Raw genomic sequence first — 13,532 nt, 5'->3', positions numbered from 1 at the left:
TTAGCGCTCGACCTCGCGGTTCCACCGCTTGGTCCATTCCTCGCGCTTCTCGTTGATGACGGTCCAGTCAGGATTATAGAGCTTGGCCGCGCGCTCGCCGATCGGCGCCATCTTGCCGAGCTCCGGCGGGACGACGAGCGATTTCAGCACCGGGCCGTAGCCATAGTCCTTCAGCATAACGAGCTGGATTTTGGGATCGAGCAGCATCTTGATGAAGCTCGCCGCGAGCGGCGAAGCAGTGGACTTGGCGATCGGACAGGCGGTCGTCAGGAGCGTTGCAGCGCCCTCCTTCGGATAGACGAAGTCGACAGGGAAGCCGGTATTGGCAAAGCTCTGCACACGTCCCGTGCCCCACACCGCGATGACGGCCTGGCCGGACTGGAACAGCTCGGTCATCTTGCCCGGCGACGGTTCATAGGCGAGCACATTCGGATTGATGTCGTTCTTGAAGATCTTGAAGCCCGCATCGACGTTCGACTCGCCGCCGCCGTTCATCTTGGCGAGCATCACCAGCGCCTCCAGGCCGTAGGTGTTGTTGATCGGCGGGATGACGAGCTGCTTGGCGTATTTCGGATCCTTCAGATCGTTCCACGAGGTCGGCGGCGCCCAGCCCTTCTCCGCAAACACCTTGGTGTTGTACATCAACCCAGTCGCGACGAGACCGATCGCGACTGCACTATCGTCCTTGAAGCGCGCGGCGTCATAGAGGTCGGACGGCAGGCCGTCGAGCTTGCCGCAAAAGCCGAGCTGGATCGCCTGGTACATCGGGCCGTCGTCGACGATCGCGACATCAATCTGCTGATTGCCCTTCTGCGCCTGAAGCTTGGCGAGCGTATCCGTGGAGTTGCCGGCGACGTATTCGACCTTGACGCCGTTCTCCTTCTCGAAATTCGGGATCACCTCGTCGCGGATCGTCTTCTCGAACGAGCCGCCATAACCGGCGACATAGAGCGTCTTCTGCTGTGCCGAGACGACCGACGGGGCCGCGGCGAGCGCCGCGATGGTGACCGCTGTGAGAAGGCTGAGTGTCTTCATAAGGACCAATCTCCAAGACCGGGATGAGGTGACGTGTCGACGATCAGACGACCGAAGCGCGCCCGCGTTCCCTTCGGCGCAAAATCCCGATCCGACCAGGGCTCCGGCCCCTGCTCACGGGTTTTGATGCGATCGGCGGGCTTTAGGCCCCGATCTGCCGAAAAAGCGGGCTGACTTCAGCGCTGATGAAAAAGATCGCAGAGCTACACTTCCATCGTCCAATGAATAATGGCACCTTCTGCATGCCGAAATGTTATGAAGAGAGGCCGGAATGGCGCGGATCAATTCGCGGCAAGTGGAAGCCTTCCGCGCGATGATGCTGACCGGCAGCGTGACCGAGGCCGCGAGGTTGATGGTCGTGACGCAGCCGGCGGTCAGCCGGTTGCTCCGCGACCTCCAGGCCCTCTTGAAGATGGAGCTGTTCGAGCGCCGTGGCACCGGGCTCGTGCCGACCGCAGCCGCAACGGCGCTCTACACCGAAGTGGAGCGGTCCTTCGTGGGCCTCGAGCGTATCGCTGCCGCCGCCGAGGAGATTCGCGGCCGTCGCACCGGCTCATTGCGGATCGCCGCGCTGCCGGCGCTCGCGAACGGCTACCTGCCGCGGCTCGCCGGGCATTTCCTGAAAGAGCGGCCCAACCTCAACCTCGCCTTCTTCGGCGTGATCTCGCCGATCGTGGTGGACTGGGTGCTGAACAATCAGTGTGATATCGGTTTTGCCGAAGTGCCGATCGCTGCCGGTCTGCCGGGCCTGCGGCTGCCGGCGCTGGCGCGCGTCGCGGTGCTGCCGGCCGGACATCGCCTGGCAGAAAAGGACGTATTGGAGCCGCGCGATTTCGAGGGCGAGACCTTCATATCGCTCTCGGCGGGATCTGCGAGCCGGCATCTCGTCGACCAGGTCTTCCACCGCAACGACGTCAGCCGCGTGCTGCGCGTCGAGACCACGCTGTCGGAGATCATGTGCGGAATGGTGTCGTCGGGACTCGGGGTTGCGATCTGCGATCCCTTCACCGCGCAGGAATTTTCGACCCGCGGCGTCATCGTGCGTCGCTTCCTGCCGCGCATCGACTTCGAATTCTCCGCCGTCTTTCCCGCGCAGCGCAGCCCCTCACCGGTGGCGCTCGATCTGGTCGAGGCGCTGCGGCGTGCACTGGAGGGGATGGAGGCGTAGCTCGCTCTTCGTCGCTTGTTCGACGTTATGCTGCTGTGACAAGATTGCGCGGAGCGCCGTTCCAGAAGGCCTCGATGTTGTCGACGAGCTGGTCGGCGAGAGCCTGCACGGCCTCGTGGCTCGCCCAGGCCACGTGCGGGGTCAGAATGAAGTTCGGCAATCCGACCAATTGCATCAGCGGATGATCGGCTGAGGGCGGTTCGACAGTCGCGACGTCGAAACCTGCCCCGGAGATCTTGCCGGAGCGAAGGGCATCGCCGAGCGCGGTCTCGTCGACGAGGCCGCCGCGCGCGGTATTGATCAGAAGCGGGCGCCGTTCCATCACGGCGAATTCGCCCGCAGCGATCATGTTACGTGTCGCCGGCATCAATGGCGCGTGCAAGGTGATGACGTCCGACGTACGCAGCACCTCCTCAAAGGGTGTGTAGAGGGGACCCATCCCCTCCACGCCCTTATAGGTGGAAAACAGCACGCGCATTCCGAGCGCGCGGCCGATATCCGCAACGGAACGACCGAGTGCGCCGTCACCGATGATGCCGAGCGTCGAGCCGGCCAGATCGCGAATGGGAAAGTCGAAATAGCAGAACTGGCCGGATTCGAGCCATCGGCCGTTGCGGACTGAATCACGATAAGCAGTCAGGCTGCGACGAAGCGCGAATATCAGTGCGAAAGTGTGCTCCGGGACCGTATTGACCGCATAGCCGCGAATGTTCGAGACGGCAACGCCGCGCTCTTCGCAGGCATGGATATCGACGACGTCGTATCCCGTGGCCGCAACCGCGATCAAGCGCAATTGCGGCGCCGCCCGCAATTCCGCGCGTCGAACAGGCACCTTGTTGGTAATCACGATGTGGGCGTCCGCTATCCGGCTCGCGATGTCCTGCGGCGCGGTCGTTGCGTACTCCTGAACTTCGTGCCGAAACGACGGCGGCCGAAGTCGAATCTCCGGCGGCATCGTGTCCCGGTCAAGAAATACGATACGGACTGGTTCCGATAGGTTGGCCATCTTGCTCTCGCGGTCAGTTGTCCAAGGCAGCGGTCAGCTTATCGCGAAGCAATCCCAATGCCATTCCCGCAACCTTCTCGGCGGTAATGCCGAAATGGACGAACAATGCATCGGCCGGGCCTGACGCGCCGAAAGAGGACATGCCGACAAATCCGCCCCGGTCTCCGATCCAGTGGTCCCAACCGAGCCGCACCGCCGCCTCGACCGCGACCCGCACGCCCTTGCCGAGAACGCCTGCCCGATAAGCTTCATCCTGCTCCTCGAACAGTTCCCAGCACGGCATGGAGACCACCGCGGTGGGTACCCCCTGCGCCTGCAGGACAAGCCGCGCCGCAAGCGCGATCTGGACCTCCGAGCCCGTTGCCAGCAGCGTGGCGCATCGCGCGCCATCGGCCTCGACAAGCACATAGGCTCCACGCGAGCAAAGATTGGCGGAGCTATCCCCAGTGCGAACCGGCGGCAGGCCCTGCCGCGAGCAGATCATCGACGACGGGCCGAGCCTGCGGCGCAACGCGAGCTCCCAGCATTCGGCGGCTTCCACATGATCGGCGGGGCGGAACACCGCCATGTTCGGCATCGCGCGCAGCGAGGCCAGGAATTCGACCGGCTGGTGGGTCGGCCCGTTCTTGCCGATGCCGATGGAATCGTGGCTGTAGACCGTAACGACCGGCAATTCCATCAGCGCGGCCATCCGCAGCGCCGGCCGCATGTAGTCAGAGAAAACCAGATAGGTGGCGCCGAGAGGCAACACGCCGCCATGCGCGGCCATGCCGTTCATCATCGCACCCATGGCGTGCTCGCGGATGCCGTAGTGCACGTAACGGCCGGCGGGATCTGCGGACGTGAATGCCTGCAAGGTACGCTTGCAATTGGTCGGGCCTTCGAGGTCGGGGGCGCCGGAAATCAGCTCGGGGATCGTCTCGGCGAGCAGCGCAACGATATCGGCGGTCGCCTCGTTGGTGGAGCGGATCGGACCTTCGGCCGCCATCTTGCGGCGCCACGCGGCCAGCGCATCGCTCCATCCCTCCGGAAGCTCGCCGGCCATCGCGCGCTCAAACATGGCGCGCTTCTCCGGCTGCATGGCGGCCACACGGGCGCGCCACGACTCGTAGGCGGGCCGGTTGCGATCGGTGACGCCGTTCTTCCAGGCTTCCGTGACGTCGCGGGGAATCTCGAACGGTCCTTCCGTCCAGCCCGCGGCCGCGCGCGCCTCTTCCAGATCCTTGGCGAACACGCGCCCGCCATGCGCGCCGCGCTTGCCCTCGAGCCGCGGCAATCCCTTGCCGATGGTGGTGCGGCAGGCGATCATGGTCGGGCGCGGGTCGCATGCGGCCAATAGCAGTGCCGCCGAGACCTGATCCACATCATGACCGTCGGCATCGATGACCTGCCAACCGGCGATGCGGAAACGCCCGCGCACGTCCTCGGAGATCGCGAAATCCGTGTGACCGTCATCGGTCATGCGATTGTCGTCCCACAGAAAGCAAAGCTTCCCCAGGCGCAGATGACCGGCGAGCGAAATGACCTCGTGAGCGATGCCTTCTTGAAGGCAACCGTCGCCGACGATGGCGTAGGTGCGATGATTGACGATTTCCTCGCCGAAGGTCGCACTCAGCCAGGCTTCCGCCACGGCCATGCCGACCGCGTTGGCGATGCCCTGTCCGAGCGGGCCGGTCGTGACCTCGATGCCGAGATCGGGCGCCCGCTCGGGATGGCCGTGGGTGTGCGAGCCGAGCTCGCGAAACTGCTTGATCTGTTCGATCGGAAAGCCGGCATAGCCGGACAGGTGCAGCAGCGAATAGATCAGCATCGAGCCATGGCCGTTCGACAGAACGAACCGGTCGCGATCCGGCCAAAGCGGATCGGCCGGATTGCACTTGATGTGACGCGTGAACAGCGCGGTTGCGATCTCCGCGCAACCGAGCGGAGCGCCGGGATGGCCATCCGCTGCGCGCTCGACCGCATCGAGCGACAAGAAGCGGATCGCGTCGGCCATGCGCTTGTGCAGGTCAGCGGGAGCGCGCGACGTGTCTGAGGTGATCGAAGGACTGATCGACATTGGCGATGACACCTGTTGCGGGCGGCACCGGTGAGACCGGCGTCGCCTGGGTTAAGTGCGCGTTCAGCGCATCAGGGAAGAAATCCCGTCGAGATCCAGGGAACGAAGGCGACGACCACGAGACCGACAACGAGCGCAGCGAGATAGCTCCAGATGCGCTTGAGGCCGGAGTTCGGATCGACCTGTCCAATCGAGCAGGCCGCGTAGTAGCCGAGGCCGAAGGGCGGCGCGAACAATCCGATGCCCATCGCCAGGATCACCACCATGGCATAGTGCACCTCGTGCACGCCCAGTTGCTTGGCGACGGGAAACAGCAACGGACCGAACAGCACCATTGCCGGGATTCCCTCGAGCACGCTGCCAAGCACGACGAAGAGCACGATCGAGCAGAGAAGGAAGCCGTACCGTCCGCCAGGAGCCTGCGCCAGCGCGCCCGCGAGCGCATGGGAGAAGTTCGATTGCGTCAACGCCCAGGACATGCAGGTCGCCGCGCCAATGATGAACAGGATGGTTCCCGAAAGTGCCGCTGTGCCGACCAGGGCCGGATAAAGCTGGCGCCAGTCGAACGAACGGTAGACGATGATTCCCACGACGAAGGCATAGGCGATGCCGATGGTCGCCACTTCCGTCGCCGTCGCCACGCCTTCGCTGACCGCGACGCGGATCAGCACGGGAAGCATCAGCGCGGGCGCAGCGACGAGGAATGTGCGCCCGATTTCGCGCGCCGTCGTCACGCCGCGGTCCGCACCAGTGCCCTCGGACATCCGCCGCCGCGCAACAAAGGCCAAGGCCAACGCCAGAACGACGCCGGGAAGAATGCCGCCGGTGAACAGGGCCGCAATGGAGACGCCCGTCACCGATCCGATGATGATGAGCACGATCGACGGCGGAATCGTTTCGGCCATCGCGCCGGATGCCGCTAGCAGCGACACGAGCTCGCCCTCGTGAATGCCTCGTCGCTTCATGTCCGGGAACAGCACGGGTGCCACAGCAGCCATGTCCGCGGTCTTGGCGCCCGAAATGCCGGAGACGAGCAGCATTGCACCGAGCAGCACGTAGGCCAGGCCACCTTCGACGTGACCGACCAGCGCTGCCAGGAACTTCACCATGGATGACGCCATGCGCGTCATCACGATCAGGTAGCCGAGCAGGATGAACAACGGCACGGCGAGCAGGATGAGCGAGCTCACGCCCTCATCGATGCGGCCAGGGATGACCTGCAACGGCGTCGTGGTCGCGACCACGAGATAGGCGACCGTCGACAGGCCGAAGCAGAAGGCAATCGGCACGCCTGCGAGCACGCAGAGGCCGAGCAGCAGCGTGAAGAACAGCAACAGGTTCCAGTTGCCGATCGCGACGATCCAGGGCGTGAGGAGATAGAGTCCCGCCGCGAAAGCAGCGAGAATCGCAACCGCCAGAGCAAGCTGCAAGGCTCCGAGGCGAAGGCTCCGAACAAGTGTACCGGCGAGCATGAGCACGACACCCACAGGCACCGCCGCGGCGCGCAAGGCGTCGTTCAGACCAAGCGCTGGGGTGTGAACGAAAGCCTGGTCCTCCGCAAAATCGAAGGATGGCGAAAGAATGAAGAGCAGGAACAGCGCGGGCGCCATGGTCGCCAGCGCCTCCAGCAACTCCCGCCTCGCGCCGGCGGTGCGCTCCACCAGCGCGGTCATGCGCATGTGCTGGCCGCGTCGCAACGCAATGGCCGAACCCAGCATGGCCAGCCAGAGGAATGTGATCGACGCGAGCTCATCCGACCATGTCAGGGGATGATTGAAGACGAATCGCGCGATCACGCCCGTGAGCAGGATGACGATCTCGGCCGCAACGGCGAACGCCGCGAGCGGCTCGGTGACCAAAGCGAGCAGCCGGTCGAGCTTGACCACCAGGCCGGAGCTCATGCTTCCGGCCACGGGGTCGTCGGCGTGGATGGCGCTCATCCCAATTTGCCTACTGCCTGCTCGAGCAGCGTCCAGCCCTTCTCACCAAACTTTTCGCGCCAATCCTTGTAGAAGCTGGTCTTGCCGAGCGTCGTGCGGAAGGCGCCCTTGTCGACCTCGACGAAGTTGAGACCCTTGGCCGCCAGTTCGTCGCGCAGCGACTTCGACAGCGCGGCGATGTCGGCACGCTCGTCATCGGCCGCCTTGTTCAATTCGCGCGTCACGATCTCCTGCGCGTCGGACGGCAGGCGCGAGAACGAGCGGCGGTTGCCCAGGATGAGATAGGCATCCCATACGTGGCTCGTGAGGCAGCAATATTTCTGCACCTCGTAGAGCTTGGCCGTCGAAATGATCGCCAGCGGATTCTCCTGCCCTTCGACCACCTTGGTTTGCAGCGCGGAGTACACCTCGTTGAAATTGATCGGCGTCGGACCTGCGCCGAGCGCTTGGAACAGGCTGGTCAGGATCGGCGCCGCGGGGACGCGCATCTTGAAGCCCTTGAGGTCATCCGGGGTCTTGATCTCGCGGGTGGAGGACGTGAGCTGGCGGAATCCGTTGTCCCAGGACTTGCAGACCTGAAGAACGCCCAGCTTCTCGATCTCGCCCTTGACGAAATTTCCGAGATCGCCGTCCATCGCCTTCCACACGGCATCGTAGGAGCTGAAGGCGAAGCCGGTGTTGACGATGCCGACGCCTGGCACCAGCGTGGCGAGAACCGAAGCGCCGATGTTCAGATAGTCGACGGCGCCGTTGCGGATTTGACCGAGAAGATCGGTATCGGAGCCGAGCTGATTGGCCGGAAACAGGTTGATCTCGACGCGGCCGCCGGTCGCCTGCTTGATCCGGTCGATGGCTTCGCGCGCCCGCTTGTTCACGGGATGCGAGGGGTCCTGACCGGTCGCGAATTTGAGGGTGAATTCGGCGGCGTCGCCGCGCCGCGAGATGATGGAGACAAGGGGTATGGCGGCGCCCATGGCCAACGCAGCACGACGCGTCAAGCCCCTCTTCGCTTCCTTGGTCATTTCCTTCTCCCTGTTTGTTTGATTATTGGTCTGTCGTGAAGGTTGTGTCCTTCATCTCCAGCTTTTGATGGAGGCGCATATCGCCTCCGTCGAAATGCCGTAGCGATCATGCAACGTCGGCAGCGCGCCTGCGGCGAGGAATTCGTCGGGCAAGCCGATCTGGTGGAAAGCAGGATGGACGCGCGCCCGCATCAGGGCCGCCGCCACCGCCTCGCCCAATCCACCGATCACGGTGTGGTTCTCGGCGACCACGACGATACGACCCGGCTTGCGGCACGCCTCCACGATCGTTTCTGTGTCGAGCGGCTTGATGGTTGGCACGTGCAGCACGGCCACGTCGACGCGGTCGGATTCGAGCTGCTTGGCGGCTTCCAGAGCCCGCATCGTGAGCAGGCCCGAGGAGATGATGAGCACGTCGGTGCCGTCGCGCAAATGCTTGGCCTTGCCGAGCTCGAATCTGTAGCCGTATTCTTCGAGCACGAGCGGCACCTGCCCGCGCAACAACCGCATGTAGACCGGGCCTTGATGCGCCGCGATCGCCGGCACCACCTGCTCGATCTCGTGGGCGTCGCAGGGATCGATGACGGTCATGTTCGGCATCGCGCGGAACAGTGCCAGATCCTCGGCGGCCTGGTGACTTGGCCCGTAACCGGAGGTCAGGCCTGGCAACGCGCAAGCAATCTTGACGTTGCGATCCTCCTCCGCGATCGTCTGGTGGATGAAATCATAGGCGCGGCGAGAGGCGAAAACGGCGTAGGTCGTGACGAACGGCGTGAACCCTTCCGCAGCGAGACCGGATGCAGCACCGAACAGGAGCTGCTCGGCCATGCCCATCTGGTAGTAGCGGTGCGGAAATTCCTTCGCGAACACGTGAAGGTCGGTGTACTTGCCGAGATCGGCGGTCATGCCGACGATGTCGGCTCGCTGGCGCGCAAGCTCGACCAGCGCATGGCCGAACGGAGCCGGCTTCGTCGCCTGTCCTTCGCCGGCAATCGAGGCAATCATGGCCGAGGTGGTAAGCCGCGGCTTGTCCTTGGCTGCCGCCGCAGCTGTCGTTGTGGCCGGCTTCATGCTTGCCTCCCTGCGTCCAGAGCTTGCAGCGCTAGCTGCCATTCGTGCTGATCCACCCGCATGAAGTGATTGCGCTCGCGCGCTTCCAGGAAAGGAACACCCTTGCCCATAAGCGTGTCGGCGATGATCATGCGTGGCCTTGCGCCATCATGCGCCTTGGCTGCATCGAAGGCGGCAACGACGGCGTTGAGATCGTTGCCGTCGACCCGTTGCACGAACCAGCCGAACGCGCGGATCTTGTCAGCCAGCGGCTCGAAGCCCATCATCTGCCCCGAGGGGCCATCGGCCTGCTGATTGTTGACGTCGACGACGGCGATGAGGTTATCGAGCTTGTAGTGGGCTGCCGACATCATGGCCTCCCACTTCGAGCCCTCGTCGAGCTCGCCGTCGGAGAACAGCGTGTAGACGCGGCTGTCAGAACCCTTGCGCTTGAGGCCGAGGCACATGCCGACCGCGATGCTGAGGCCAAGTCCGAGTGAACCGCCGGACATCTCCATGCCAGGCGTGTAGCTGGCCATGCCCGACATCGGCAGCCGACTGTCGTCAAAACCGTACGTCTCGAGCTCCGCATCCGGAACAATTCCGGCCTCGATCAGCGCCGCATAGAGCGCAATGGCGTAATGGCCATTCGAAAGCAGGAAGCGGTCACGCCCCTCCCAAGCGGGATCTTCAGGTCGGTAGCGCATCGCGTGGAAGTAGGCGACGGCCAGCACGTCGGCGATATCGAGTGCCTGGGCGATATAGCCCTGCCCTTGAACCTCACCCATCCGAAGCGCATTGCGCCGGATGCGGTAGGCACGTTCGGCAATGTCGGGCTCGTTGGTACGCATTGCGGCTTCAGCCATGACCGTCCCCTCGTTCAGTGGATGAGCATGCCGCCGTTGACGTCGATGACGGCGCCCGTCGTGTAGGCAGAGAGGTCGGAAGCCAGGAACAGATAGATGTTGGCGACGTCCTGCGGCACGCCGAGCCGGCCGAGCGGAATGCCGTCAATAATCTCCTTGCGCTTCTCCTCGGATATCTTGCCGGCGTTGATGTCGGTCTGGATCAGACCGGGCGTCACGCAATTGACGCGGATGCCGTCGGGACCCAGTTCGCGCGCCATCGCCTTGGCAAGACCGAGCACGCCGGCCTTCGCCGCCGAATAATGCGCGCCGCCAAGAATGCCACCGCCGCGCTGAGCCGAAACCGACGACATACAGGCGATCGCACCGGATTTGCGATCGCGCATATGCGGCATGACCGCCTGCGAGAGAAAGAGCACGCCGCGCAGATTGACGTCCTGGATGCGATCCCAGTCCTCGGACGAAATGTCCCAGACCTTGACCGGTTGGGTGATGCCGGCGTTGTTGATCAGGATGTCGATCTGGCCGAAGGCCTTGAGCACGTCGGAGACAGCGCGCTCACAGTCGGCTTTGTTCGTCACGTCGCAGGCCAACCCGATGTGGTCCTTGCCGAGCTCGGCCGCGGCACCTGCCGCACTCTTGGCATCGATGTCGAGGATTGCGACGCGCGCGCCGTTCTTTGCGAATGTTTTTGCAGTTGCGAAGCCGATCCCGCGCAGGCCGGCGGCTCCAGAAATGATCGCAGTTTTGCCTGCCAAAAGCATGTTCCCTCCGTGAGATCTTGTTTCGATTGCCGCTGACTATGTTTGGGAGGGAGAGGCTGGAAAATACATGGAATTTGCATCAATAGGTGAATTGTGTTCACCTATGGCATGTCCAAGCTTCCGCTCAGCGCATTGCGAGTGTTCGAGGCGGCCGCCCGCACCAGATCATTCCGCGCGGCAGCAAGCGAATTGGGCCTGACGCCGAGCGCGGTCAGCCACGCGATCCGTGCCTTCGAGGACCAGATCGGAACAACGCTGTTCGAGCGCGACGGCCGCAAAGTGCGGCTCAACCTGGCGGGCGATGAGCTGTTGCGTCGCGTCTCGAGTGGATTCGACGAGCTGCGACACGGCCTCGAGGTCGCAAGCGCGCGCTCGTCAAACCTGTTGCGAATCCACTGCGCGCCGAGCATGGCGGCGCAATGGCTGATGCCGCGCCTGCGAAGCCTGATTGAAGGCCATCCCGAACTCGAGGTGCGCCTCGCCGCTGGCGTCGACTATCCCCACTTTCGCAACGACGAGTTCGACGTCGATATCTGCTATGGGCCGCCGCGGCAGGAGGGCTTGTCCGTATTGCCTCTTGGCGAAGAGACGATCCGTCCTATGTGCGCACCGTCTCTCGCCGGCGCGATCCGTGAGCCTGCCGACCTCTTGAAACTGGTGCTCATCGAAAGCGAGCAGAAGCGCGTTCGCTGGAACGCCTGGTTCGCCACAAACGGCCTGTCCGCACCGAGCCCCGGCGGATTTCGGTTCGACCGCAGCTTCATGGCTATCGCCGCGGCCACCGACGGGCTCGGGGTCACCCTGGAATCGACGCGGCTAGCCGAACGCGAGCTCGCGACCGGCCAGCTGGTCGCACCGCTCGCCGGGCGCGCTCGCGACGTCACCTATGTCGGCCACTACCTCGTGTGCCCGCCGCAGGCCAAGCACAGGCGATCGGTCCGTACGTTTACCAGGTGGATTGCAAAGGAGTTGAAACTAACTCATGGGGTCCAAACACGTTAGCAGCCCTCCATTGCTCGATCAGCGCGAAACGCGACGATCGAGAAACCAGTCCATGGAACTTTAAGCGACGGCGCAGTGAGCGGCTCGGCGACGGCAGCACCGGTGCGCCCGTGAGAAAGCTTCAACCCGACATCCGAGGATGCGGAAGACTATCGCAGCCCAGTGGGTTCGTAGTTGGCTCCCATCATGTGCAAAGTCCGGGACACGGCGAGGAAGCCGGCAAGCGCCACGCCCGTTCGCTGTTGCCGTTGCTCCAGTATGGGCGCACCAGGCTGCAAATCTGGAATCGGGGACCTAGGTGCGGTTGCTCCTGCAGAGAAGCATGGAGCCGCCGAGCGCAAAAAACTAACCGTACCCTCTGCTGAGACGATCGGTTGACCTGCTGCACAATGTGACCCACAGGCAAAAGGTCGCGTAGCTTCCTTACCGCTCAGCAGGCCAGGAAAGTAAATTTACGAAATAGAATCAACATGGTGGGGGAGGCAGGACTCGAACCTGCGAAGCCATGAGGCGGCTGATTTACAGTCAGCTCCCTTTGCCACTCGGGACACTCCCCCGCTCGACGGCAGCACAATCGGACCGGACCTTGCCGGCGGACCGAAACGGCCATGGAGACGTGAAAACCGCAACTGCCCGAAGGGACACGGGGCGCGGCCGGGCGCGTTTATGGGCGAAGCGATGGGGCAAAGTCAACCGAGCTAAGCAGCTAAAATCGCCTCTTTGGACACCCAAATTGCTAACTTTCGGAACCCGTGAGACAAGCGAGCCCATGAACGATCGCAAGTTTGCTCAAAGACCTCGGCGCGGCGGGGCTAAGCCCTTCAACAAAGGCGCAAAATCCGCGTCCCGGCCCACCTGGCGCGACCGCGATTCGCACTCCGACGGACCGGTCATCCTCTATGGTTGGCACACGGTCACGATGGCGCTGCAAAACCCCGAACGGCGGATCCGCAAGCTCACCCTGACCGAGAATGCGGCGAGACGCCTCGCTGAAGAGAACATTGAAACCCGCATCGCCCCCGAGATCGTCCGTCCCCAGGAGATCGACCGGCTGCTCTCGCCGGATGCCGTGCACCAGGGCCTGCTCGCAGAGGCCGATCCCCTGCCCTCGCCTGACATCGAGGCCCTGGAGCAGGAAGGCATGGTGCTGGTGCTCGATCAGATCACAGATCCCCACAATGTCGGCGCGATCCTGCGCTCCGCCGCGGCCTTCGCGGTGAAGGCGATCGTCACCACCGCGCGCCACAGCCCCGAGGCGACTGGCGTGCTGGCGAAAGCCGCTTCCGGCGCGCTCGAGCTCGTGCCGATCGTGACCGTGCAAAATCTCGCCCGCGCCCTGACCGCGCTCAATGAGCGCGGCTTCCAGACCGTCGGGCTCGACAGCCAAGGCAGCGAGGATCTCTCCGAGGTCGCTCTGCGCGAGCCGCTTGCGCTGGTGCTCGGCGCCGAAGGCAAGGGCCTCAGGCAATTGACGCGCGAGACATGTAGCGTGGTGGCGAGGCTCGACATGCCCGGCGAGATCAAGAGCCTCAACGTCTCCAACGCCGCCGCGCTGTCGTTGTACGTCGGCGCGAGTCGGCTCGGGCTGATGAAGCGCTGAATTCAAGACAAAGCAAAACG

The 13,532-nt window shown here is 63.7% G+C and carries 11 protein-coding genes and 1 tRNA gene; 3 read left to right on the top strand and 9 right to left on the bottom strand.

Features of this window, described 5'->3' with window-relative positions; all coding sequences use genetic code 11:
* Nucleotides 1-1,035, bottom strand: a complete 1,035-nt coding sequence (locus tag SO140_RS30280) for an ABC transporter substrate-binding protein (RefSeq protein ID WP_449381231.1) — start codon at nt 1,033-1,035, stop codon at nt 1-3.
* 271 nt (nt 1,036-1,306) lie between these two features.
* On the opposite strand from SO140_RS30280, the gene SO140_RS30275 reads away from it, so the two are divergent.
* Nucleotides 1,307-2,203, top strand: coding sequence for a LysR substrate-binding domain-containing protein (locus SO140_RS30275; protein ID WP_449381230.1), 897 nt, complete (start codon nt 1,307-1,309; stop codon nt 2,201-2,203).
* A 25-nt stretch (nt 2,204-2,228) separates the two neighbouring features.
* Here the strand turns inward: SO140_RS30275 and SO140_RS30270 are convergent, their stop codons facing one another.
* The 7 genes from SO140_RS30270 to SO140_RS30240 form a co-directional block, all read right to left on the bottom strand.
* Nucleotides 2,229-3,209 carry a D-2-hydroxyacid dehydrogenase gene (locus SO140_RS30270; RefSeq protein WP_449381229.1) on the bottom strand — a complete coding sequence of 327 codons (981 nt, stop codon included), beginning with the start codon at nt 3,207-3,209 and terminating at the stop codon, nt 2,229-2,231.
* A 13-nt stretch (nt 3,210-3,222) separates the two neighbouring features.
* The gene (gene tkt / locus SO140_RS30265; protein WP_449381228.1) at nt 3,223-5,268 is read right to left on the bottom strand and encodes a transketolase; all 2,046 of its coding nucleotides are present in this window, start codon (nt 5,266-5,268) and stop codon (nt 3,223-3,225) included.
* A 71-nt stretch (nt 5,269-5,339) separates the two neighbouring features.
* A complete protein-coding gene (locus SO140_RS30260; protein ID WP_449381227.1) occupies nt 5,340-7,208 on the bottom strand; it encodes a TRAP transporter large permease in 1,869 nt (622 codons plus the stop codon).
* Nucleotides 7,205-8,230 carry a TRAP transporter substrate-binding protein gene (locus SO140_RS30255; protein WP_449381226.1) on the bottom strand — a complete coding sequence of 342 codons (1,026 nt, stop codon included), beginning with the start codon at nt 8,228-8,230 and terminating at the stop codon, nt 7,205-7,207. Before SO140_RS30255 ends, SO140_RS30260 begins: the two co-directional genes overlap by 4 nt.
* Before the next feature lie 51 nt (nt 8,231-8,281).
* The gene (locus SO140_RS30250) at nt 8,282-9,301 is read right to left on the bottom strand and encodes a transketolase family protein (protein ID WP_449381225.1); all 1,020 of its coding nucleotides are present in this window, start codon (nt 9,299-9,301) and stop codon (nt 8,282-8,284) included.
* The gene (locus tag SO140_RS30245; RefSeq protein ID WP_449381224.1) at nt 9,298-10,146 is read right to left on the bottom strand and encodes a transketolase; all 849 of its coding nucleotides are present in this window, start codon (nt 10,144-10,146) and stop codon (nt 9,298-9,300) included. Before SO140_RS30245 ends, SO140_RS30250 begins: the two co-directional genes overlap by 4 nt.
* A 14-nt stretch (nt 10,147-10,160) precedes the next feature.
* Nucleotides 10,161-10,910 carry an SDR family NAD(P)-dependent oxidoreductase gene (locus SO140_RS30240; protein WP_449381223.1) on the bottom strand — a complete coding sequence of 250 codons (750 nt, stop codon included), beginning with the start codon at nt 10,908-10,910 and terminating at the stop codon, nt 10,161-10,163.
* A 108-nt stretch (nt 10,911-11,018) separates the two neighbouring features.
* Here SO140_RS30240 and SO140_RS30235 point away from each other — a divergent pair, with 108 nt between their 5' ends.
* Entirely contained in the window at nt 11,019-11,912 is an 894-nt protein-coding gene (locus SO140_RS30235) for a LysR substrate-binding domain-containing protein (protein ID WP_449381222.1), read from the top strand.
* A gap of 471 nt (nt 11,913-12,383) precedes the next feature.
* Here the strand turns inward: SO140_RS30235 and SO140_RS30230 are convergent.
* Nucleotides 12,384-12,469 (bottom strand) — tRNA-Tyr (locus SO140_RS30230).
* Between the two features lie 212 nt (nt 12,470-12,681).
* On the opposite strand from SO140_RS30230, the gene rlmB reads away from it, so the two are divergent.
* Nucleotides 12,682-13,512, top strand: a complete 831-nt coding sequence (gene rlmB, locus SO140_RS30225) for a 23S rRNA (guanosine(2251)-2'-O)-methyltransferase RlmB (protein WP_449381221.1) — start codon at nt 12,682-12,684, stop codon at nt 13,510-13,512.
* The last annotated feature ends 20 nt before the right edge of the window (nt 13,513-13,532 follow it).

It is taken from the genome of Bradyrhizobium sp. UFLA05-108, from assembly GCF_059803455.1.
Note: the sequence above shows the minus strand (reverse complement) of the source record. Positions and strands in the feature narration are given on the sequence as shown.

What these genes read in the sequence shown, in the direction of transcription:
- SO140_RS30280 (WP_449381231.1), bottom strand. Translation starts at nt 1,035, where the DNA reads ATGAAGACACTCAGCCTTCTCACAGCGGTCACCATCGCGGCGCTCGCC.
- SO140_RS30275 (WP_449381230.1), top strand. Translation starts at nt 1,307, where the DNA reads ATGGCGCGGATCAATTCGCGGCAAGTGGAAGCCTTCCGCGCGATGATG.
- SO140_RS30270 (WP_449381229.1), bottom strand. Translation starts at nt 3,209, where the DNA reads ATGGCCAACCTATCGGAACCAGTCCGTATCGTATTTCTTGACCGGGAC.
- tkt (WP_449381228.1), bottom strand. Translation starts at nt 5,268, where the DNA reads ATGTCGATCAGTCCTTCGATCACCTCAGACACGTCGCGCGCTCCCGCT.
- SO140_RS30260 (WP_449381227.1), bottom strand. Translation starts at nt 7,208, where the DNA reads ATGAGCGCCATCCACGCCGACGACCCCGTGGCCGGAAGCATGAGCTCC.
- SO140_RS30255 (WP_449381226.1), bottom strand. Translation starts at nt 8,230, where the DNA reads ATGACCAAGGAAGCGAAGAGGGGCTTGACGCGTCGTGCTGCGTTGGCC.
- SO140_RS30250 (WP_449381225.1), bottom strand. Translation starts at nt 9,301, where the DNA reads ATGAAGCCGGCCACAACGACAGCTGCGGCGGCAGCCAAGGACAAGCCG.
- SO140_RS30245 (WP_449381224.1), bottom strand. Translation starts at nt 10,146, where the DNA reads ATGGCTGAAGCCGCAATGCGTACCAACGAGCCCGACATTGCCGAACGT.
- SO140_RS30240 (WP_449381223.1), bottom strand. Translation starts at nt 10,910, where the DNA reads ATGCTTTTGGCAGGCAAAACTGCGATCATTTCTGGAGCCGCCGGCCTG.
- SO140_RS30235 (WP_449381222.1), top strand. Translation starts at nt 11,019, where the DNA reads ATGTCCAAGCTTCCGCTCAGCGCATTGCGAGTGTTCGAGGCGGCCGCC.
- rlmB (WP_449381221.1), top strand. Translation starts at nt 12,682, where the DNA reads ATGAACGATCGCAAGTTTGCTCAAAGACCTCGGCGCGGCGGGGCTAAG.